The organism is Methylibium sp. (assembly GCF_035762065.1).
In the GTDB taxonomy this organism is placed as follows: domain Bacteria; phylum Pseudomonadota; class Gammaproteobacteria; order Burkholderiales; family Burkholderiaceae_C; genus Methylibium.
Map to the genome: position 1 here is coordinate 221,893 of NZ_DASTPW010000002.1, position 21,502 is coordinate 243,394.

Annotated in this window: 19 protein-coding genes and 1 pseudogene; 11 read left to right on the forward strand and 9 right to left on the reverse strand. The window is 71.3% G+C overall.

The genetic code is table 11. The annotated features are described in order from the left end of the window. Window positions 1-45: 45 nt before the first annotated feature. A complete protein-coding gene (locus tag VFR90_RS01220) occupies window positions 46-1,440 on the reverse strand; it encodes an NAD(P)/FAD-dependent oxidoreductase (RefSeq protein ID WP_326404097.1) in 1,395 nt (464 codons plus the stop codon). 108 nt (window positions 1,441-1,548) lie between these two features. Then, window positions 1,549-2,958, reverse strand: coding sequence for a TAXI family TRAP transporter solute-binding subunit (locus VFR90_RS01225; RefSeq protein WP_326404099.1), 1,410 nt, complete (start codon window positions 2,956-2,958; stop codon window positions 1,549-1,551). Window positions 2,959-3,183: 225 nt separating this feature from the next. Between VFR90_RS01225 and VFR90_RS01230 the strand changes: the two genes are divergently transcribed. Then, on the forward strand, window positions 3,184-4,488 hold the full coding sequence (locus VFR90_RS01230; RefSeq protein ID WP_326404100.1) for an EAL domain-containing protein: 1,305 nt from the start codon (window positions 3,184-3,186) through the stop codon (window positions 4,486-4,488). A 5-nt stretch (window positions 4,489-4,493) separates the two neighbouring features. Here the strand turns inward: VFR90_RS01230 and VFR90_RS01235 are convergent, their stop codons facing one another. Further along, window positions 4,494-4,850, reverse strand: a complete 357-nt coding sequence (locus tag VFR90_RS01235; protein ID WP_326404102.1) for an FKBP-type peptidyl-prolyl cis-trans isomerase — start codon at window positions 4,848-4,850, stop codon at window positions 4,494-4,496. 153 nt (window positions 4,851-5,003) lie between these two features. Between VFR90_RS01235 and VFR90_RS01240 the strand changes: the two genes are divergently transcribed. Then, window positions 5,004-6,743, forward strand: a complete 1,740-nt coding sequence (locus VFR90_RS01240; protein WP_326404103.1) for a long-chain fatty acid--CoA ligase — start codon at window positions 5,004-5,006, stop codon at window positions 6,741-6,743. 55 nt (window positions 6,744-6,798) lie between these two features. Continuing rightward, on the forward strand, window positions 6,799-8,109 hold the full coding sequence (paeA, locus tag VFR90_RS01245) for a polyamine export protein PaeA (protein ID WP_326404104.1): 1,311 nt from the start codon (window positions 6,799-6,801) through the stop codon (window positions 8,107-8,109). Here paeA and VFR90_RS01250 read toward each other — a convergent pair. Continuing rightward, a pseudogene (locus tag VFR90_RS01250) lies at window positions 8,016-9,235 on the reverse strand (chromate transporter). The gene paeA and the pseudogene VFR90_RS01250 overlap by 94 nt on opposite strands. Window positions 9,236-9,440: 205 nt before the next feature. On the opposite strand from VFR90_RS01250, the gene VFR90_RS01260 reads away from it, so the two are divergent. Beyond that, window positions 9,441-9,977, forward strand: a complete 537-nt coding sequence (locus VFR90_RS01260) for a hypothetical protein (protein WP_326404108.1) — start codon at window positions 9,441-9,443, stop codon at window positions 9,975-9,977. A gap of 87 nt (window positions 9,978-10,064) precedes the next feature. Here the strand turns inward: VFR90_RS01260 and cspE are convergent, their stop codons facing one another. Together cspE and mnmH are read right to left on the reverse strand one after the other, a co-directional pair. Next, a complete protein-coding gene (cspE, locus tag VFR90_RS01265) occupies window positions 10,065-10,274 on the reverse strand; it encodes a transcription antiterminator/RNA stability regulator CspE (protein WP_326404110.1) in 210 nt (69 codons plus the stop codon). 219 nt (window positions 10,275-10,493) lie between these two features. Next, window positions 10,494-11,534 carry a tRNA 2-selenouridine(34) synthase MnmH gene (gene mnmH, locus VFR90_RS01270; protein ID WP_326404111.1) on the reverse strand — a complete coding sequence of 347 codons (1,041 nt, stop codon included), beginning with the start codon at window positions 11,532-11,534 and terminating at the stop codon, window positions 10,494-10,496. Between the two features lie 118 nt (window positions 11,535-11,652). Here mnmH and VFR90_RS01275 point away from each other — a divergent pair, with 118 nt between their 5' ends. The 4 genes from VFR90_RS01275 to rsgA all read left to right on the forward strand — a co-directional run bounded on the left by VFR90_RS01275 (window position 11,653) and on the right by rsgA (window position 15,257). Further along, window positions 11,653-12,840 (forward strand): glycerophosphodiester phosphodiesterase, encoded by a 1,188-nt coding sequence (locus VFR90_RS01275; RefSeq protein ID WP_326404113.1) that lies wholly within the window; start codon window positions 11,653-11,655, stop codon window positions 12,838-12,840. 163 nt (window positions 12,841-13,003) lie between these two features. Then, entirely contained in the window at window positions 13,004-13,306 is a 303-nt protein-coding gene (locus VFR90_RS01280; protein WP_326404114.1) for a high-potential iron-sulfur protein, read from the forward strand. A gap of 214 nt (window positions 13,307-13,520) precedes the next feature. Beyond that, window positions 13,521-13,760 carry a hypothetical protein gene (locus tag VFR90_RS01285; protein WP_326404115.1) on the forward strand — a complete coding sequence of 80 codons (240 nt, stop codon included), beginning with the start codon at window positions 13,521-13,523 and terminating at the stop codon, window positions 13,758-13,760. Window positions 13,761-14,150: 390 nt separating this feature from the next. Beyond that, window positions 14,151-15,257 (forward strand): ribosome small subunit-dependent GTPase A, encoded by a 1,107-nt coding sequence (rsgA, locus tag VFR90_RS01290; RefSeq protein ID WP_326404116.1) that lies wholly within the window; start codon window positions 14,151-14,153, stop codon window positions 15,255-15,257. 5 nt (window positions 15,258-15,262) lie between these two features. On the opposite strand, the gene VFR90_RS01295 is transcribed toward rsgA, so the two are convergent. The 3 genes from VFR90_RS01295 to VFR90_RS01305 form a co-directional block, all read right to left on the reverse strand. Then, complete coding sequence (locus VFR90_RS01295; RefSeq protein WP_326404117.1) at window positions 15,263-15,892, reverse strand: RluA family pseudouridine synthase; 630 nt, start codon at window positions 15,890-15,892, stop codon at window positions 15,263-15,265. Next, on the reverse strand, window positions 15,877-16,692 hold the full coding sequence (locus tag VFR90_RS01300) for a phosphate/phosphite/phosphonate ABC transporter substrate-binding protein (protein WP_326404118.1): 816 nt from the start codon (window positions 16,690-16,692) through the stop codon (window positions 15,877-15,879). The genes VFR90_RS01295 and VFR90_RS01300 overlap by 16 nt, the downstream gene beginning before the upstream one ends. A 126-nt stretch (window positions 16,693-16,818) precedes the next feature. Beyond that, a complete protein-coding gene (locus VFR90_RS01305; protein WP_326404119.1) occupies window positions 16,819-18,840 on the reverse strand; it encodes a S9 family peptidase in 2,022 nt (673 codons plus the stop codon). A 177-nt stretch (window positions 18,841-19,017) separates the two neighbouring features. On the opposite strand from VFR90_RS01305, the gene VFR90_RS01310 reads away from it, so the two are divergent. From VFR90_RS01310 to VFR90_RS01320, 3 genes are read left to right on the forward strand one after another with little or no spacing between them, the layout of a single operon-like run. After that, the gene (locus VFR90_RS01310; RefSeq protein WP_326404121.1) at window positions 19,018-20,013 is read left to right on the forward strand and encodes an MBL fold metallo-hydrolase; all 996 of its coding nucleotides are present in this window, start codon (window positions 19,018-19,020) and stop codon (window positions 20,011-20,013) included. Between the two features lie 5 nt (window positions 20,014-20,018). Then, a complete protein-coding gene (locus tag VFR90_RS01315) occupies window positions 20,019-20,915 on the forward strand; it encodes a quinoprotein dehydrogenase-associated SoxYZ-like carrier (RefSeq protein WP_326404123.1) in 897 nt (298 codons plus the stop codon). A gap of 10 nt (window positions 20,916-20,925) precedes the next feature. Continuing rightward, a complete protein-coding gene (locus tag VFR90_RS01320; RefSeq protein ID WP_326404124.1) occupies window positions 20,926-21,471 on the forward strand; it encodes a thioredoxin family protein in 546 nt (181 codons plus the stop codon). The last annotated feature ends 31 nt before the right edge of the window (window positions 21,472-21,502 follow it).

Below are 21,502 nucleotides of genomic sequence, written 5' to 3' on the forward strand. Positions count from 1 at the left end.
GCGGCCCTCGGATGACTTCGGCGGCCGGTCGGCCGAGCGGGAATTCTAGGCAGCCGGGTCGGCGCTGCCCTTGAACGCGGGCCGCGGCTCGGCGACCACGCGCGCCTGTCGCTCGAAGCTGAAGTAGGCCCAGGCCCAGTCGCTCAGCACGACGAGCCGGTTGCGAAAGCCGATCAGGAAATAGATGTGCACGAAAAGCCAGAACAGCCAGGCCGGCATGCCGCTGAAGTGCACCTGGCGGTTCAGCAGGGGCACATCGACCGACGCGATCGCCGCGCGCCGTCCGATGGTGGCGAGCGCACCGTAGTCGACGTAGCGGAACGGCCGCGTCGGCTCGCCGCGCAGCCGGCGCACCAGGTTCGCCGCGGCGGTGCGGCCCATCTGCTTGGCCGCCGGGCTGACGCCGGGCACCGGCTTCGGCGCGCCGCGCTTCGGATGGCTGTGCGCGGCGGCGAGATCGCCGATCACCTGGATCTCCGGGTGGCCGGGCAGCGAAAGATCCGGCTCGACGACGACCCGCCCGGCACGGTCGAGCGTGCAGCCGGCGCTGGCCGCGAGCGCCTTGCCGAGCGGCGAAGCGGCGACGCCGGCGGCCCAGACGACGGTGCGCGCGGCGATGTTCGTCAGCCCCTGGCTCGCGTCGGGCGCGTCGAAACCGAGGCCGCTCGCGTCGATGCGGTTGACGCGCGCGCCGGTCAGCACTTCGACGCCGAGCTCGTCGAGCTGCTCGAGCGCCTTGCGCGACATCGGCTCGGTGAAGGCCCCGAGCACCCGCGGCCCGCCCTCGACCAGCAGCACCCGTGCGCGCCGCGAGTCGATGCGGCGGTACTCGTCCTGCAGCGTGTGCTGGGCGATCTCGGCCAGCATGCCGGCCATCTCGACGCCGGTCGGCCCCGCGCCCACGACCGCGAAGGTGAGCCAGGCCTGGCGCTCGGCGAGATCGGACTCGCGCTCGGCGCGCTCGAAGGCCAGCAGCACGCGGCGGCGGATGTCGAAGGCGTCGGCCAGCGTCTTCAGGCCCGGCGCGTGCACGGCCCACTCGTCGTGGCCGAAATAGCTGTGCGTCGCGCCGGCGGCGACGATCAGGTGGTCGTAGGCGATGCGCTCCTCGCGGCCCGAGGCGTCGGGCGCCGCGACGATCACGTCGCGCTGCGCGGCATCGATGCCGGTCACCTCGCCGAGCAGCACGGTGAGCCGGCCGGTGCGCATCTCGCGGCGCAGGATGTGGCGGATCGGCCCGGAGATCGACGGCGCGGTGAGCCCGGCGGTCGCCACCTGGTAGAGCAGCGGCTGGAACAGGTGGTGGTTGGTGCGGTCGATCAGCGTGATCTCGGCGTCGATCCGCGCGATCGCCCGAACCGCCTCGATGCCGCCGAAGCCGCAGCCGACGATCACGACGCGGGGCCGGCCGGTGGCCGCGCTGGAGGGGGAAGCGTTCATGGCGCGTTGTTGTCGTTCGTGTCGTTCGTGGTTGGAGAAAACCGCCGAACGGGCCGGTTGCGGGCACTGTGCCAGCGCGCGCGGCGACGCACCGGCTCGGCGCTGCCGCTAGGCGGCGGGCGCCGGCGTGGAGCCGCGCAGCTTCGTGCGCACCAGGTCGATGTGGCTGCGCAGCGCGTACAGCTCGTCGGTGTAGGCCAGCGGCACCGACAGCCGCTTGACGCGCGCGTCGAGGTCGTCGAGCTCCTCCAGCAGCGCCTGCGCCTGCTCGGGTGTCGCGCTCGCCGCCGCGCCCGGCTCGGCCGGCGCGAGCCCGGCCTCGATCTGCCGCAGCCGTGCGTACCAGCGGAACACGCGCGAGCGGATGCGCAGCTCGTACAGCGGCGGCAGCACGCGCGACAGGGGCAGCAGCACGACGATCAGCGAGGCGATCACGACCCACATCCGGTCGATCAGGTTGGCCAGCCAGAACGGCAGGTAGCGCTGCAGGAACGGCGGGCCGTTCTCGTAGAAGCGGTCGGCGACCTTCGACATCGGCAGGTCGCTCGCGCGGCGGTTCGGGAACTCGCCGCGGCGCTGGAACCAGCCGGCCTCGCTGTGGATTTCGTTGGCGACCTGCACGAACAGCTGCTGCAGCGCCGGGTGGGTGTCGGCGCGCGCGGCCAGCATGGCCATCGGCGCGAGCAGCTCCACGTCTTCGGGCGGGTTGTTCTGCGCGAGCTGCACCACGCCGCGCGGCAGCGTCACCGGCACCAGCATCGGCAGCCGGCGCGAATACGCCTCGGCCTGCGCCCAGCTCATCAGCCTGATGCCGGGCGTCACGAGCAGCAGCTGCACCAGCGGCGCCTCGGGCGCGGAGGTGAGCACGATCGCGTCGGACTCGCCGGTCACGAGGCTCACCACCGCCTGCGTCTGGCCCTGGCGCTGGCCGACGATGTCGTTCGGCGACATGCCGTTCATCTCCAGCAGCCGGTAGCTCAGGTTCGTGACGCCGCTGCCTTCCGCGCCGATGCCGACCTTCCAGCCCTTGAGCTGCATCAGGCTCTCCAGCGGCTTGCCGCCGAGCTTCTGCCTCGCGGCGGCCTCGCGGTAGAACAGCCACACCGGCTCGTAGAACAGGCTGCCGAGCGAGACGAGCTTCGCGCCTTCGTCGTCGTTCGCCTCGCCGATGCGGTCGGCGCCGCCTTGCACGAAGGCCAGGTCGACCGGGTCGTGCTCCTTCTGCAGCAGCTCGAGGTTCTCGCCCGAGCCCTGCGTCGGCCGCAGCACGACGTCGATGCCGTAGCGGGCGAGCGCCGTGCGGTAGCGGCGGCCGAACTCGGCGTAGGCGCCCTGGTCGGCGCCGGTGGCCAGCGTCACCTGGCGGGGCGGGTTGGGATCGAGCAGCCAGTAGGCCGCGACGACGAGGCCGATCGCCAGCAGGATGAAGGGACCGCCGGTGGCGAGCAGGTCGCGCACGCTGAGCAGCGCGCCGCGGATCGGCAGGCGCGACAGCGGAGGAAGCTGGAGTCGGGGCATCGCCAGGGCCGCGGGCGGCCGGTTGCCGGAAGGCGGCCGATTCTGATGCACTGCCCCGGCGCGTCGCCGCGTACGCGCTCACCAGCGCGGGGCGGCGCGCGGCAGGGGTTCACGCGCTTCACCCGGAGCAGCCCGGGATGCGCGTCGAAGGCCTCAGGCGAAGGACTTGCTTGCCGAAATGCTCAGCTTGGAAAAACCCGTCGTCGTCCTGCGCCTCGCGCCGCCATGAGCCCGTTGTCCCTCGTTTCGCCGCCCGCCGAGCCGTCGATCGACCCGGCCGGCGATGCCGACACCGCCTTCGCCCGGCTCGAGGTCCGCGCTTGCGAAGCCGCCGCCCGGCCCTGGATCGCGGCGCACGGCGGCTACACCCTCGCAAGTCACTTCCAACCGATCGTGAGCCTCGCGCACGGCCGCGTCGTCGGCCACGAGGCGCTGCTGCGCGCCAGCGACGCCGAAGGCCAGCCCGTCGCGCCGCCGCGCTTCTTCAACGTGGCCGATGCGCACGAACTGCTCTGGCGCGATCGCCTCGCGCGCACCGTGCACGCGGCCAACTACGCGCGCCGGGCGCTGGCCGAGCAGTGGCTGTTCCTCAACCTGCATCCGCAGGTCTTCGCGCAGCCGCAGGCGTCGAAGCTCGACCACTTCATCGCCCGCACCGCCGCGCGCTTCGGGCTCGCGCCGCACGCGCTGGTGCTCGAAGTGCTCGAAGACGCGGTACGCGACGACGCCGACTTCGACGCCGCCGTCGCGCTGGTGCGCGGGCAGGGCGGGCTGATCGCGCTCGACGACTTCGGCGCTGGCCATTCCAACTTCGACCGCGTCTGGCGCCTGCGCCCCGAGATCGTCAAGCTCGACCGCAGCCTCGTCGCGCGCTCGGCCGCCGAGCCGAGCGCACGCCGCGTCGTCACGCAGATGGTTTCGCTGCTGCACGAATGCGGCGCGCTGGTACTGATGGAAGGCGTCGAGACCGAAGCCGAGGCGCAGTTCGCGCTGGAGGCCGACGTCGATCTGGTGCAGGGCTGGTTCTTCGCGCGGCCGCAGCCGGAGCTGGTGGCGCCCGATCACGCGCGTGCATCGATCGACAAGCTCTGGCTCGCCTTCGGTGACCGCTGGCGCGGCGACGAGGCGCGCTACCGCGAGCGCGTGCGTCCCTACCGCGCCGCGATCGCCGAGGCCGCGGCGCAGCTGGCCGTCGGCCGGCCGTTCGACGAAGCGACCCAAGGCTTCCGTGCGCTGCCGCGCACCGAGCTGTGCTACCTGCTCGACGCCACCGGCCGCCAGATCGGCCGCAACCGGCCGGGCGCGAACGCCGCGCTCGCCAGCGGTGCGGCCTTCGCGCCGGTGCACGACACGCGCGGCGCCTGCTGGGCCAGCCGGCCCTACTTCCGCCGCGCGATGGCGGCCGTCGGCACGGTGCAGATCAGCCGGCCCTACCGCACGTTGCACGGCGCCCACCTGTGCGAGACGGCGTCGATCGCCTTCCGCTGCGCCGACGGCACGGTGCGCGTCGTCTGCGGCGACTTCAGCTGAGCGGCTCAGTCGCGCAGGCCGAGCAGTTCCACTTCGAACAACAGCGTCGCGTTCGGCGGGATCACGCCGCCGGCACCGCGCGCGCCATAGCCGAGCTGCGGCGGGATCACGAGCCGGCGCGTGCCGCCGGCCTGCATGCCGGCGACGCCTTCGTCCCAGCCGCGGATGACCTGGCCGGCACCGAGCGAGAACTCGAAGGGCTCGCCGCGGTCCTTGCTCGAATCGAACTTGCGGCCGGCCTTGCCGTCGTCGAACAGCCAGCCGGTGTAGTGCACGCGGACCTCCTGGCCCGCCTGCGCGGTCGCGCCGCTGCCCACCGTGGTGTCGTCGATCTGCAGGCCGGAGGGTGTGGTGGTGGGCATGGCGGGTCCTGGTTGCGATGAGGGCGGCGAGGATACGGCGGGGGCTGGGCGCGGCGGGAAGGCGCCGGGCGTCCACCGTCTGGGGCCGAGCCGCCCACCGGCCCCGTGCCGCACCCGATGTCTCTCGGCCGCCCCCGCGGGTATACCGGTCGCATGAGCGCAGTCCCCGCCGACCGACCGCACCTGAAGCATTGGCCGGCGCGGCTGCCGCGCGAGCTGGTCGTGCCCGAGACGAGCCTGTGGTTCAACCTCGAGGTCAGCGCGCGCCGCTACCCCGACAAGCCGGCCTACGTCTTCTTCGGCCGCACGCTGAGCTATCGCGAGCTCTTCAGCCAGGCCGAGGCGCTCGCGGGCTGGCTCGAGCAGGTCGCCGGCGTGAAGGCCGGCGACCGCGTCGCGCTGTACCTGCAGAACTGCCCGCAGTACGCGGTCGCGTACTACGCGGTGCTGCGCGCGAACGCGGTGGTGGTGCCGGTCAACCCGATGAACAAGGCCGACGAGTTCAGTCACTACATCGCCGATCCGGAGACCGTGGTGGTGTTCGCGAGCGCCGACCTGGCCGCACACGTCGCCGCGGCCGATGCGCAGCAGCCGGCCGAACGCAGGCTGCGTCACCTCGTCGTCACCCGCTACGCCGACGCGTTGCCGTCGGCGCTGCCGGCCGACCTGCCGGTGCCCGCGGCGATGGCGCAGTGGCTCGCGGCCGATCCGCCGCTGCCGCATGGCGGGTCGGCCGAGTTGCCGATCTCGCGCTGGCTCGACGTGCTCGCCGCCGGCCACGTGCCCGGCCCGCACACCGCGCAGCCCGACGACCTCGCGCTGCTGCCCTACACCTCCGGCACCACCGGCGCGCCCAAAGGCTGCATCCACACGCACCGCACGCTGATGAGCAACGCGGTCGGCGGCGGGCCCTGGGGTTACGGCGGTCCGGAGTCGGTCTCGCTCGGCGTCGTGCCGCTCTTCCACATCACGGGGATGATGTATTCGGTGCTCGGCGCGGTGGTGCTCGGCAGCACCGTGGTGCTGATGCCGCGGTGGGATCGCGAGCTGGCCGCTGCGCTGATCAGGCGCCATCGCGTGACGCACTGGACCTGCATCCCGACGATGATCATCGACCTCTTCGGCAGCCCGAACTACCGCAGCTTCGACCTGAGCAGCCTGCGCTACCTGAGCGGTGGCGGCGCGGCGATGCCGCAGGCGGTGGCGCAGCGGCTGCTCGACGAATTCGGCCTGCCGTTCGCCGAGGGCTACGGCCTCACCGAGACCGCCGCGCCCAGCCACGGCAACCCGCCGGAACGCGCGAAGCTGCAATGCCTGGGCATCCCGCTCTACGGCGTCGATTCGCGCATCGTCGATCCCGAGACGCTGCGTGAGCTGCCGCCGGGGGAGATCGGCGAGATCGTCACGCACGGCCCGATGGTCTTCAAAGGCTACTGGCGCCATGCCGAAGCGACCGCAGCGGCCTTCGTGAAGATCGACGCGCCCGGCGCCGGCGACAAGCTCTACTTCCGTACCGGCGACCTCGGCCGCATGGACGAAGAGGGCTACTTCTTCCTGACCGACCGGCTCAAGCGAATGATCAACGCGAGCGGCTTCAAGGTCTGGCCGGCCGAGGTCGAGCTGATGCTCTACAAGCATCCGGCGGTGCAGGAGGCCTGCGTGATCGCGACGCGCGACGCCTACCGTGGCGAATCGGTCAAGGCCGTCGTCGTGAAGCGCCACGACCACCCCGACGCGAGCGCGCAGCAGATCATCGACTGGTCGCGCGAGCAGATGGCCGTCTACAAGACGCCGCGCGAGGTGGAGTTCGTCGAGGCGCTGCCGAAATCCGGCGCCGGCAAGGTGCTGTGGCGCGTGCTGCAGGACCGCGAGGACGCGAAGACGCGGGCTTGACCGCGCCCGTCGGGGCACGGGCGGCGTGCAGCTGCGCACCTAAACTGCCGCGACGATGGACGCCGGCAGCAGCATCTTCCTGATCGCGGTGCTGATCGCCGCCAGCGCCTTCTTCTCGATGGCCGAGCTGTCGCTGGCCGCCGCGCGCCGGCCGCGGCTGCGTCAGCTCGCCGACGACGGCGACGGCCGCGCGCTGCTGGTGATCGCCGCGCAGGAGCGGCCGGGGCACTACGTGACGGTCGCGCAGATCGGGCTCAACGCGGTCGCGATCCTCGGCGGCATCGTCGGCGAAGGCGCCTTGACACCGGCGCTCGCACGCGCCGCCGGGTCGGTGCTCCCGCCCGAGACGGCGCAGACGGCCGGCTTCGTCGCGTCCTTCTTGTTGATCACCAGCCTGTTCATCCTGTTCGCCGATCTCTTCCCGAAGCGGCTCGGCTTGAGCAACCCGGAGGCGGTCGCGCTCAAGCTGATCGGCCCTATGCGCACGCTGATGGCGGTGCTCAAGCCGGTGGTCTGGGTCTTCGACAAGGCGGCCGACGCGCTGTTCAAGCTGCTCGGCCTGAAGTCGGTGCGCGACGACCGCGTGACGCACGCCGACATCCTGGCGATGGCCGCGGCCGGCACCGCGGCCGGCGTGCTGGCCAAGGACGAGCAGCAGCTGATCGCCAACGTTTTCGACCTCGACGTCCGCACGGTCGAAAGCGCGATGACCGCACGCGATCGCATCGCCTATTTCCTGAAGGACGACGCGCCCGCGCTGATCCGCGCGCGCGTGACAGCGAGCCCGCATTCGAGCTACCTCGTCTGCGAGGGCGGCATCGACAAGGTGCTCGGCTACGTCGACGCGAAGGACCTGCTGATCCGCGTGCTCAACGAGCAGCCGATCGACCTGTGCGCCGAAGGCTTCCTGCAGAAGGTGCTGGTCATTCCCGACCGGCTGACGCTGGCCGAGGTGATCGAGCAGTTCCGCGCGGCGCACGACGACTTCGCGGTGATCATGAACGAGTACAGCCTCGTGGTGGGCGTGATCACGCTGAACGACGTGATGAGCACGGTGATGGGCGACCTGGTGGCGCCCTGGGTCGAGGAATTGATCGTGCGGCGCGACGAAGGCTCGTGGCTGATCGACGGCGTGACGCCGATCCCCGACGTGCTGCATGCGCTCGGTCTCGACGAGCTGCCGCTCGCGGGCCAGTACGACACGCTGGCGGGCTTCATGATGGTGATGCTGCGGCGCATCCCGCGGCGCACCGACGCGGTCGTCGCGAGCGGCTACCGCTTCGAGGTGCTCGACGTCGACAGCCACAAGATCGACCAGGTGATGGTGACGAGGCTGCCCGCGCAGCCGCTGGCGGCGGCCGCCTGAAAGCGAAGCCCCTGCGGCGCGATCGGCGCGGCAGGGGCTGCTTGTTGGTGCTCCTGTTGGTGGCGCGCCGGAGCGCGCCAGGGCCCGGAGGCTCGACCCGTGTCGTCTCGGACAACCGCTTCGAGCCGACGTGCGGCCATCGTAGGCGCCTTGTGTGACGGCGCCATGCCGCGATCGAGGGGCCGGCGCAAGAACGGCTTCGAGGTGTCACCGCTGCCTGCGTGCAGCGTGGTTTCGTTCACACCCAGCCAAGCATGCCGAGCAGTGCGCCGGCGCCGATCAGCACCAGCAGATGCGGTCGCGTGCGCCACAAGACCAGCGCGCACAGCAGTGCGGCAGGCGGCCGCGCCCGTCGAGCGGCGCTGCGAGCAGGAAGCCGGCGGCGGCGACCAACGCCAGCGTGACCGGCGCCATGCCGAGCTTGAACGCGCGCACGCCGATGGTTGGGACCCGGTGCGGCCTGCGCGATCGCCATGGCCGAGGCGAACTGCGTGTCGTCGATCAACTTGGCGTCCTCGACCATCCGGCGGTGCATCTCGGGTGCTCGAGATCGCGCCGCCGATCGACAGCAGCGACAGCAGCAGGAGGTGGCCGAACATCGGACCGAGCACATCGAGCGGCGGCATCGTCATGACGCGGCGCCCTGCGGTGGGCGGCGCAGCCGCCACCATGCCAGCGTGCCGCCCGCGAGCCCCAGCACCAGCGGCACCGCGACGAGTCCAGCGCAACAGCGCGATCGCGCCGTAGCTCGCTCCCGCGAGCGCCGCGAGCGCCCAGGGCCCGAGCGCGCTGCCGCGCAGCGAGTTGGCCAGCTTCAAGGCGATGCCGCCGATCATCCCGGCCGCAGCCGCGCCCATGCCGCGCAAGGCGCCGGCTACCGGCGGCTCGTCCGCGAAGGGCGCGTAGAGCAGCGTCACGGCCATCACCACCGCGAGCGGCGCCGAGAGCATGCCGGCCAACGCGGCGAGCGCGCCGCGCAGGCCGAAGTAACGGTGGCCGACCATCACCGCGAGGTTGCAGACGTTCGGCCCGGCAGCACCTGCGCGAGCACGAGCAGTTCGACGAATCCGGGACCCGTCATCCAGCGCCGGTGCTCGACCAGCACGCGCTGCGCGATCGGCAGCACGCCGCCGAAACCCTGCAGCGCGAGACCGGTGACGGCGACGAAGAGCTCGGTGCAAGAGGCAGGCTCGGCAAGCGGCAGGTCGATCTTGTCGGGTCTTCGGTCATCGCGTCGACGGTCCGGCCGGCCCCATGCGCACAGCGCCGTTGCGCCGGTGGGTATCGCGCGGCTGGCATCATTTGCTGCCCCCCAGCTGCCCGGACCCGCGATGCCCAAGCGCCTGCTGTTGTGCTGTTCGATCCTCTCGCTGCTGTCGATCGCGCAGGCCGCCGACCCAGCGTCCAAGCCCGCCGCGAAGAAGGGCAACGTGCTGTCGGTCGGCGGCGGCAAACCAGGCGGCAAGCTGCTCACGCGCGACCAGCTGCGCGGCTGCCTCGTGAGCCAGAAGGAGCTCGAGCAGCGCGACGGCGAAGCCGCCAAGCTGCAGACCGCGATCGAGGCCGACAAGGCGGCGATCGGCCAGCTCGATGCGGCGCTGGCCCAGCAGACCGGTGAGCTCGAGGCCGAGCGCGCGAAGGTGGTGATGACCGATGCCGCCTCGGTCGACGCCTACAACGCCAAGCTCTTGCAGCGCCGCGAGCGCGAGGAAGAGCGCAACCGGAAGGTCGATGCCTACAACGCGAAGCTCGCGCCCTTCAACGCGCAGGTGCAGGCGCTGAAGCAGTCGCGCGACGTCTGGCAGGCCGATTGCGCCGACCGTCCTTACGACGAGGCCGACTACTTCGCGATCCAGCGCGGCAAGTAGCGGTCGGAACAAAAAACGCGGCCGAGGCCGCGTCTTCAAGGCAACCGCGGCCAGGCCGCGGTTCGCGTTCAGCGCTGGATCAGGGGATCACAGCGGCCGGATGTTCGCGGCTTGCGGGCCCTTCTGGCCCTGCTTCACCTCGAACTCGACGCGCTGGTTCTCCTGCAGCGTCTTGAAGCCGGTGCCGGTGATGTCGCGGAAATGCGCGAACACATCAGGACCACCGCCGTCCTGGGCGATGAAACCGAAGCCCTTGGCTTCGTTGAACCACTTCACGGTGCCGGTTTGCGCGGACATAACTTTCCTATCGATCGATCAGAGTAGAACGGGCGCGGCGACATGCCGTGCCCGTGCAGAGACACGCAAGAAATTGAGCTTGGGGGAAGACGAACGGGACAGCCGCAACGAGCTCGAGCGAGACGCGACGACCGGATTGAACGCACACCTGAGGAACACGATCTTGGTATATCTACGCGGTCGAGTGTAGCCGTCGCTGCGTGCGCGGCCTCGACGCCCTCAGGAACCGGCCGCCAGGCGCGCGGCGATCGAAGCGATCGCCGGCTCGTCGAGCCGAGGCGTGTCGATCACCGCCGGCGTCCCCGAGTCGCGCCGCTGCGAGCGGGCGTACAGCGGGTCGTAGTGCTGCAGCACCAGTTGCTCGAACAGCGCCGGCAATGCGCCGGCATGGGCCCAGGCCTGCCAGCGCTCGATGGTTTCGCGCGCATGCAGCGGCGCAAGCAGCGCGAGCTTGTCGGCCAGTGCGGGGCGGTCGTCGCCGAGCGCCGCGTAGTCGTCGAGCAGATGGGCGAGCCGCGCCTCGACCGGCGCGCGCAGTTCGGTCACCGCGCCGGCGCGCAGCGCGTCGAGCAGCGGCGTCGGCAACGCGAGGCGGCCGATCCTGCGGCTCTCGGACTCGACCCACACCGGCCGCGCGAGATCGAAGCCGGCCATCGCGTGCACGAGCCGCGTCTCGAAGGCCTTCTGCGACGGCTGCGCTTCTCCGGGGATCGCACCCAGCACCGAGCCGCGATGCGCGGCCAGCGCTTCCAGATCGAGGACCTGTTCGCCGCGCCGTGCCAGTTCGCGCAGCACCCGCGTCTTCGCGCTGCCGGTCGGACCGGACAAGACCCTCATCGCGAGCCGCGGCGCCAGCGCGTCGATCTGCGCGATGACGTGGCGACGCCAACTCTTGTAGCCGCCCTGCAGCGCCTGCGCGTCCCAGCCGATCATGCGCATCCAGGCGACGAAGCTGCCGCTGCGCTGGCCGCCGCGCCAGCAATACAGCAAGGGACGCCAGCTCTTCGGGCGATCGAGGAAACGCGGGTCCTCCAGGTGCTGCGCGATGCGCCGCGCGACGATCGCCCCACCCAGCTTGCGCGCCTCGAAGGCCGAGACCTGCACATAGGTCGTTCCGACGCTGCGCCGCTCGTCATCGTCGAGCACCGGGCAATTGATCGCGCCGGGGATGTGGTCCTCGGCGTACTCGGCCGGCGAGCGCACGTCGATCAGCGTGTCGAAGGTGGGGAGGTCGCAGACGGTGACGGGGCGAGGGCTCATCGAACAGGGCGGGGCGGTGGGCGGGCGAGCTCGTCGCTCGATGCCGGGCGTCACGCCGAGGTCATGGCCGCTGCCTAGCCTCTCGCGGTCTCGAACGAAGCCACCGGAGCATAGACTGATGAAACTCCCCCGCCCGATGAGAACGCTGCTGATCACCGCCGCCGTCGCGCTGGCCGGCAGCGCCTGCGCGATGCAGCCTGCCGCAAATTTCGCACGCCACGAGAAGCCTGCGCCGATCGTCATCGGCCACCGCGGTGCCAGCGGTTACGTGCCCGAGCACACGCTCGCGGCGTACTGGCTCGCGATCGAGCAGGGCGCCGATTACGTCGAGCCCGACCTGGTCGCGACGAAGGATGGCGTGCTGGTCGCGCGCCACGAGAACGCGATCGCGATCCTCAACGCCGACGGCAGCATCCGTGAAGCGACGACCGACATCGCCGAGCGTCCCGAGTTCGCTTCGCGCAAGACCACCAAGTCGATCGATGGCGTCGCGATCACCGGCTGGTTCACCGAAGACCTCACGCTGGCCGAACTGAAAACGCTGCGCGCGCGCGAGCGGCTGCCCGCGCTGCGCGTCGCGAACACGCGCTTCGACGGCATGTTCGAGGTGCCGACCCTCGAGGAGATCCTGCAACTGGTCGAGCAGGCCAACGAGCGCCGGCGCAACGAGGCGAAGGCCGAAGGCCGCAAGCGCGCGAAGGTGGCGCCGATCGGCGTCTACCCGGAGACCAAGCATCCGAGCTACTTCCAGGGCATCGGCCTGCCGCTCGAGGAGCCGCTGGTGCAGCTGCTGAACCGCTACGGCTACAAGCGAGCCGACTCGGCGGTGTTCGTCCAATCGTTCGAAGTCGCGAACCTGCGCAAGCTGCGCAGCATGACGCGGGTGCCGCTGGTCCAGCTCTACGGCGGCGCGACCGCGCGGCCCTGGGACTTCGTCGTCGCCAAGGATCCGCGCACCTATGGCGACCTCGCCAAGCCGGTGGGTCTGGCCGAAGTGGCCGGCTACGCGCAAGGCATCGGTCCGGCCACGACGCTGATCGTGCCCTTGACGGCCACCGGCACGCTCGGCATACCGGGCTCGCTGGTGCAGGACGCGCATGCGGCCGGACTGAAGGTGCATCCCTACACCTTCCGCGCGGAGAACAACTTCCTGCCGAACGAGTTCGATCGCGGCAGTGAGCCGGGCGCGCTCGGCGACCTTGCCGGGCAGATCGAGGTCTTCCTGAAGCTCGGCATCGACGGCTTCTTCACCGACCACCCCTTCCTCGGCAAGCAGGCGCGCGACGCCTTCGTCGGCCGGCGCTGATCGCGCGGCGCTGCGGGCGTTGCGAACGCTTCGCAGTGCCGTCGGCTTGCTCGGGTATGGAGCTTGCGTTTTGCTGGCATGCGCGAGGGCTTCCTAACATGGCGTGTCGTCGGGGCTCTCGGCTTCGGCGTTCAAGCAGCCACCCTCATCAAAGGAGACCTCGATGACAGCCCGTCGCCAGTTCATCCAATGGATCCCGGTCGTCGGCCTCGCGGCCATGACCGCGCGCCATGCGCACGCCCAGGCGAAGCTCGACGAAAAGGACCCGCAGGCCGTCGCACTCGGCTACGTGCACGACGCAGGCAAGGCCGACAAGGCCAAGTACAAGAACTACGCGGCCGGCCAAAACTGCGGCAACTGCCAGCTCTATCAAGGCAAGGACGCCGAGTGGGGCGGCTGCCCGCTGTTCCAGGGCAAGCAGGTCGCGAAGGCCGGCTGGTGCAGTGCCTACGCGAAGAAGACTTGAGACCGCGGTCCGGTGCACGGGCCGCTTCGAAGAACCAGGGGCCGCGAGGCCCCTTTTTCGTGCCCGCTCGGCGTCGAGCGGCGCCGAGCCGTCGCGCCTGACGGCGCTTCGTCCGCGGCTTGCCGCGCTTCGTCGCAAACCGCTGGGGCCGCGTGCGGTCGCTGTCGACACTGCGCTTCATCGCAGGCCGCAGCGGCCGCGCAAGGAGCCCCGCATGAACCGCCCGTCCGTCGCCGCCTCGTCGATCTCCGTGCGTGCCGCCGCCTGCCTCTTCGCGCTCGGCTTCACCGGCAGCCTGCTCTACGGCGTCGATGCGCTCGCACAGCAGCGCAGCGTGTCGGCCTATGCGCAGGTGGTGCAGTTCGACCGGGTCGTCGTGGTCGGCCAAAGACTCAAAGCCTCGCGTCAGGCGGCCAACGACGATCCTTGCGAGCTCGCGACGCAGCGTTGCTGATTCCCGCGTTCACACCGGCAGGCCAAGACTCCCCTGCCGTTCAGCCGCGCCGGGCGCAGGCCCGGTGCGGCCTTTTTCTCCGCCTTGACGGCTTCGGCCGTGCGGAACCACACTCGCGGCCCGGCGCGAAGCGCCGACCTCACCTGCGCGAAGCGCAGTCCGCCACGAGCCCATCGAGGAGACGCGAAATGAACCAGTCCCACGCCGTCTTCTCTTCGTCGCTGCCGTCGGCTGCCTGCTTCCGCACGGAGCGCTGATCCGCAGAGCTTCGCGCGGCATCTGCTTCCCGCGCCGCAGGGCGCAGTCGACTCCTCCTCGCCGTCGTCGCGCACCGCGCGCCGACGCTTCATGGCCGCACGCGGCCATCGCCTGGAACGGGTCTTCACCACCATGTTCGATTTCGATTTCGATGCGCTGCGGCGCATCGGCTGGAACGACCGCCTCGCGGACGCTCTGGCCACCGCCTTCACGTGCTGCGACGCCGCCGCAGCCGCCTCGTTGCGCCTGCTGCGGCTGACCGAGGTCCATCGCGACCGCCTGGTTGCCGACGACGGCCACGCGAGCTTCGGCGTGCGCGCACTGCCGGCCTTCGAGCGCACGCTGCGCTTCGAAGACGCCGTGCTCGCCGTCGGCGACTGGGTGCTCGCCCGCAAGGACGCCCACCGCAACGCGTGGATCGAGGCGCGCCTCGCGCCGCGCCGGGCGATCACGCGGCGCGACGCCGACGGCCGGCGCCACGCGATCGTGAGCCACGTCGACACCGCGCTGTTCGTCATGGGCCTGGACGCCGACTTCAACCCGCGCCGCATCGAGCGCTACCTGCTGCTCGCGCCGCCCGGCGTGCAACCGGTGGTCGTGCTGACCAAGGCGGATCTGGTCGCGCCGGACCCCCAGGTCCGCGAGGCCATGGTGGCCGACGAGCGCGATGCGCTGCTTGCGCGGCTCGGCGGGGGCTTGCCCGTCGTCTCGGTCGATGCCACGTCGCCCTCGGCCGCGCTCGTGCTGGCGCCTTGGCTCGAGCCGGGGCACACGCTGGTGCTGCTGGGCTCGTCGGGCGCGGGCAAGTCGACCTTGACCAACGCGCTGCTTGCGCGCCGCGAGCAGGACACCGGCGCGGTGCGCGTGCGCGACCTGCGCGGCCAGCACACCACGACCGCGCGCTCGCTGCATCGCCTGCCCGGCGGCGCCTGCGTCATCGACACGCCCGGCCTGCGCGCCCTGCGCCCGGACGTCGACGCCGACACGCTGGCGCGCAGCTTCGACGACATCGACCGGCTCGCGCCGCGCTGCCGGTTCCGCGACTGCACGCACGATCGCGAGCCCGGCTGCGCGGTGCGCGACGGCGTCGATGCCGACCGGCTGCGCAACTTCCACAAGCTGCGGCGCGAGCTGGGGCGCGACACGATGACCGCGCTCGACCGCCGCCGTCGCGCCGAGTGGGCGTTCAGCGGCCGACAGGGCGCCGAGCGCGCTCGCGCCAAGCGCGGCGAACGCTGAGCGGGTCAGAAGGGCGGGGGCGACTCGAAGCGGCTGCGCGTCGCGTCACGCGGATGCACGAAGGACAGCTCGCACGCGTGGAGCAGCAGGCGCGTGGCCGAGCCGGCATCGCCGTACAGCGCGTCGCCGAGGATCGGGTGGCCGATCGCCGCGAGATGCACCCGCAGCTGATGCGTGCGGCCGGTGCGCGGCTGCAGCGCGAGCCGCGTGGTCGCCGCACCGCGCTCGATCATCTGCCAGTCGGTCGCGGCCGGCTTGCCGTCGTCGTGCGCAACACGCTGGCGCGGCCGCCTCGGCCAGTCGGCTGCAAGCGGCAGCTCGATGCGGCCGGCTTCGGCGTCGACGCGGCCTTGCACCACCGCGACATAGCGCTTGTCGACCATGCCGGTCTCGAAGGCGCGGCTCAGGCGCCGCTGGGCTTCCAGCCCGCGCGCGAACAGCAGCAGGCCGGAGGTGGCCTCGTCCAGGCGGTGCACCACGAGCGCATCGGGCCAGCGCCGCTGCACTCGGGCGGCGGCGCAGTCCTGCTTGTCCGCGCCGCGGCCGGGCACGCTCAGCAAGCCGGCTGGCTTCGCGACGACGATCAGCGCGTCGTCGCAGTGAACGACCTCCAGCGCGCCTACAGCCCCAGCCACGCGCCCAGCTGCAGCAGCGCCGCTTCGTCGTAGGCGGCGAAGCCCTGCAGCTTGATCGGCTCGAGCTTCTTCTTGCCTTCGTCGCTGGCGTCGAGGTTGACGAAGTAGTCGCGCAGCGCCGCGACCTGCTCGGCGCTCAGGCTCGGCGCGGCGATCAGGTGCTTGATCGGCACCGGCTTCGACTTCGCGAGGATCCTGCCGCCCTTGGCCTGCCAGTCCTTGATCACCGAGCCCGAAGCCGTGGCGCCGGCCTGCGTCAGGTTGTTCTCGACGAAGAAGGGCACCGCATCCTGGTAGCGCGTGTAGCTGTACTTGACGAGCTGGGCGTCGCCGAGCGCGTCGCGCAGCGTCGCGCGCACCATCCAGGAGGTGATCGAATCCTCGTCGGGCGCGCCGAGCCGCTTGTCCTTCAGATCGTTCAGCGTCTTCAGCGGCGAGTCGGCCTTCACCAGGAAGTTGGCGCTGTAGTTCTGGAAGCCCTTGGTGACCGCGATCAGCTTGTAGCCCGACTGCTTCATCGCGACGATCGACAGGTGAGCCGGGTGGACCATCGCGATGTCGTAGCTCTTGGCCGCCAGCCCCTGGCGCAGCGTCGGGTAGGCACCGACCGGCTCGACCGTGACCGGCTGCTTGAGCAGCTTGCTCAAGTCCGCGGCGATCGCCGCGTAACGCGCGGCGATCTGCTCCGGCGGCACGCGGTAGGTCACGCCCTCGTTGACGGCGAACACCAGCGCCTGGGCCCAGGAGGCATGGAGCGCAAGGATGGCGACGAGGGCGGCACGCAGGGCGGCAAAGTACATCGGGGGTGTCCGACAGCAAGGGATGCGCCGCATTCTCGGGAGCGGCCTGCGCGGGCCGATCAGGGCCGGCGTAACGCGATGTCAGTGATCGGTGTTCGCGGCCGCTTTTCACGAACGGCCGCCGCTTCAACGTCGTGGCGGCGCCAGCGCCGTCGCCTGCAGGAAAAGCAGCGTCGCGTAGAACTGGTAGTCGGCGTTCTCCTTGCGCCGGAAGCCGTGGCCTTCGTTGTCGGCGCGCAGGTACCAGACCGTGCCGCCTTGCCCGCGCACCCGCGCGACGATCTGCTCGGCCTCCGTCCACGGCACGCGCGGATCGTTCTTGCCCTGCACCACGAACAGCGGCTTGGTGATGCGCCCGGCGTTCGCCAGCGGGGAGATGCGCTCGAGGAAGGCCCGCATCGCCGGGTCGCGCTCGTCGCCGTACTCGACGCGGCGCAGGTCGCGCCGGTAGCTTTCGGTGTTGGCCAGGAAGGTGACGAAGTTGGAGATGCCGACCACGTCGATCGCGCCGGCGATGCGGTCGGCGAAATGCACGCTCGCCGCCAGGCTCATGTAGCCGCCGTAGCTGCCGCCGTAGACCACCACGCGCGAGGCATCGAGATCGGGCTGCGCCGCGATCCAGTCGAGCAGGCTGCCGAGATCTTTCACCGAGTCCTCGCGCCTGTAGCCGTTGTCGAGCGCGACGAAGGTCTTGCCGTAGCCGGCCGACCCCCGCACGTTCGGCTGCAGCAGCGCGAAGCCGAGTTCGTTGACGAGGTAGTTCCAGCGCCCGACGAAGCCGGCCGTCGCCTGCGCCTCCGGCCCGCCGTGCACGCTCACCAGCACCGGCCGCCGGCCCTTGAACCGCGCCGGCGGCGGGTTGAGGATCGCCGACAGCGCGAGGCCGTCGAAGCTCTTCCAGCGCACGATGCGCTGCTCCTGGAACCCCGCCACGTCGATGCCGGCCGGCATGAACGGCTGCGTCCACGGCGTGCTGCGCGCCGCGTTCGCATCGAGCGCATGCACGCTGGCCGGCGAACGCACGCTGTCCAGGTCGAAGGCCAGCGTGCCGCTGCGCCGGTGGAAGCCGAAGCGGCCGACGCTGCCGGCAGCCACGGCGGGCCGCGGCAGCTCGGCGAGCGTCGTCGCATCGAACAGCCGCAGCTCCTTGCGGCCGTCGGCGTTGACCTGCGCCGCGAGGCGCCGGCCGTCGTTCGACAACTCGGCGCCGCTCACGTCCCAGGGGATGCCGGCGGTGACGCGGCTCAGCGTGCCGCCGGCGAGATCGAGCCGCATCAACTCGACGAATTCGCCCGCGCGATCGCTCAGCACGAACAGGCCGCGCCCGTCGAGGCTGAAGTCGACTGGCTCGTGCGTGGCGCGAGGCGCGTCGGTGCCGGCCGCCGGCAGCAGGCGCGTCGCGCGGCCGTCGGTCAGCTCGATGCGCCAGATCTCCGACTCGTTGATCGAGACATAGCGGCGCAGCGCGAGCCAGCGGTCGTCGCGCGAGACGACGCCGTCGAACCAGCCGGTGCCGGGCAGTTCGGCGACGCGTCGCCGCTCGGCCGGCTTTTCCGGGTCGATGCGCCACAGCGTGGTGGCCGGCTCGCTGCGGCCACCGGCGCCGGCGGTGCGGTCGAGCGGCACCGAGGTGTGGATCAGCTCGCCGCCGCCGCGCAGCCAGGCGACGAAGGCGTGGCGCTGATCGGGGTCGGTCAGCGGTGTCGTCGCCTTCGTGTCGAGGTCGAGTCGATGGAGCTGGAAAGCCTCGTTGCCCCCGGCGCTGCGAGTGAAGACGAGATACCGGCCATCGCGCGGCTCGTAGCGTCCCTCGGTGACCGGCTCCGCGCCGTCGGTCAGCCGCTCGGGCATGGCCAGCGCGGCGCCCAGCCGGTAGAGCTGCGGCGTGCTCGCGCCGGCCTCGCGGTGCGTGACCAGCATCTCTTCGCGCGCCGGATGCCAATCGACGAAGCCGTGGCCGCGGAACTCGGTGTAGCGCTCGACCGTGCGCACCAGCGACATCGGGATGGGCGGGATGCCCTGCAAGACGAGGTTCGGGTTCGGCTCCAGCACGTCGGTGCCCGGCGCGGTCGAGGCGCAGCCGGCCAGCGCGAGCGCCGAGATCAGCAGCGGGGTGAAAGCGGTCGTGCGGTGCAGGGAAGGGCGCATCGTCGAGGAGCGGGCGGTCGGCTCGCGGCGGAGTAATGGGCGCGCGGCGGTGACCGCGGCGCGATTCTGGGACGAAGCCGCTGTGCCGACTGTCCCGCTCGGGAACGGCAGGGGCTTGCCGCCGTGTCGCGCATGCCCTGGCTACATTGCCTTTGCAAATGAGGACAAGCGACGCCGATGAGCGAGCGACCTTCTTCGATGGGCCGACGGCGCGTCATCGCGCGCGGCCTGGTGCTGGCCGCGGTGCCTGCGGCTCCGCTCGCCGGCTGCGCGCTGGCGGCGCCGCGGCGCGCCGAAGGCTTGGCGCCGGGCGTCTTCATGCTGCAGGGGCAACCGGGGGAAGTCGACGAGCGCACGCTCGGGCGCATCGGCAACGGCGGCTTCATCGTCGGTGAGCGCGGCGTGCTGGTGGTCGACACCGGCGTCTCGGCGCGCGAAGGGCGCGAGCGACTCGAAGCGATCGAAGCGGTCACGAAGCTGCCGGTGCGCTTGGCGATCCTCACGCACGCGCGGCAGGAGTACGTGTTCGGCAGCGCGCCGTTTCGCGAGCGCGGCATCCCGATCGCGATGCAGGCGCAGGCCGCGAAGCTGATGAAGGCGCGCTGCGACGGCTGCCTGAAGACCCTGAACCGCGTGCTTGGCGAAGAGGCGATGCGCGGCACGGCCATGTTCGAGCCGGACCTCGCGTTCGACGATGCGGCCGCGATCAGCATGCAGGCGAGCACGGCGATCGGCCGGCCGGTGCGCGTGCTGAGCTACGGCCACTCCAGCGGTCCCGGCGACACCGCGGTGCTCGACGAAGCCAGCGCGACGCTGTTCGCCGGCGGCCTGATCGACCACCGCCGCATCCCCGACGTGCAGGACGCGGAGCTGCCCGGCTGGCGCCGCGCGCTCGAGGCGCTGGGCACGCTCGCGCCGCGCCGCATCGTCCCGGGCCACGGCCCGGTCGGCGGGCCGCAGGCCGTCGCGGAGGTGCAGCGCTACCTCGACCGGCTCGAGGCTCGGCTGCTCGCGCTGCTGCAAGCCGACGCGGCGCTCAGTGAAGTGCCTGATGCGGCGTCGCTGCCCGGCTACGAGACTTGGGACCAGTACGCGATCGTTCATCGGCGCAACGCCTCGATCCTGTTCGTGCGCATGGAGCGGGACCAGCTGATGAAGGGAAACGAAGGATGAAGGACATGCAGGACCGTCGAAACCTTCTTGCCCGCGCCGCGGGCCGTCCACGCGATGCGGGCCGCCGCAAGGCGCTGGCGCTGCTCGGCGCGTTGGGCACGCTCGTGCCGGCCCGGCATGCGATGGGCGCGCCCGGCGGCCTGCCGTCGAACACCGGCCATGCCGACGCCTCGCCCGAATGGGACAAGCTGCGCGCCAAGCTGTACGGCGACCGGAAGGTCGATGCCGCGTCCGGCCGCGTGCAGCTGATCGCGCCGCTGCGCGCTGCGTATGGCGCGTCGGTGCCGGTGAAGATCGTCTCGAAGCTCGCACAGACGCCCGAGCTGTACGTCAAGCGCGTCGTGCTGCTGGTGGACAAGAACCCCTCGCCGATCGCCGCGACGATCGAGCTGACGCCCGAGCTCGGCCAGGCCGATTTCGAGACGCGGCTGCGCGTGGACGAGTACAGCCACGTGCGCGTGGTCGCCGAACTGTCCGACGGCACGCTGCACACCGACGCGCGCTACGTGAAGACCTCGGGCGGCTGCTCCGCGCCGCCGAACCGCGACGCGCTGCACCTGATCGGCAAGACGGTGTTCAAGCTGCCCGAAGGCGCGAAGCCGGGCGCGACCAACCTCGCCGAGGTGACGGTGATCCACCCGAACGACACCGGCTTCGAGCTGAACAACCAGACGGTGATGTTCATCCCGCCGCATTTCGTCCGTTCGATCAAGGTGAGCTACGCGGACAAGCTGCTGTTCGATGCCGACCTCGACTTCTCGCTCAGCGAGAACCCGACGCTGCGCTTTCACTTCGTCGGCCGGCCGGGCATGCAGGAGCTGCGCGCCGAGGTCGAGGATTCGAAGGAGCAGCGCTTCGTCGGCCGGCTCCCGGTGCAGCCGGGCATGGCGGCGGCGACCTGAGCCGGTGCGCATGAAGCGGCGCACCTGGCTCGCCGCGCTGGCCTTCGCCGGGCTTGTTGCGGGGCTCGCGCCGCGTGCCGCCGTGGCCGCTGGGTTTCCGTCGGCCTACCGGCCGATGGTGGTCGAGCCGGCGAACCGCGGCGACCGCGTCGAGTTCGACTTGGAGCCTGCGCTGCAACGTGCGCGCCGCGAAGGCAAGCGGCTGTACGTCTACCTCGGCGCCGGCGACTGCCGCTTCTGCCGGCGCTACGAGGCGTTTCTCGAACGGAACGCCGGCGCGCTGGTGCCGCAGTTCGATGCGCAGAAGTACCTGGTCGTCGATCTGCGCAGCGCCTTGATGGTCACCGGCGCGCAGCTGCAGCTGAAGGCCGGCGGCCGCAGCCTGGGCTACGCTGACTTCCAGCGTTCGATCGGCGACGAGCGCGCGAGGCTGCTCGTCTACCCGAACGTGTGGCTGTTCGATGCGGACCTGAAGCCGCTGATGCAGATGCCTTCGGGCGCCGGCACCTTCGAGACGGTGCCCGAGCAACTCGAGATCCTGCGCCTGGAGCAGTGAGGCCGCCGCGGGGCTTCGCCGCGGCGACGGT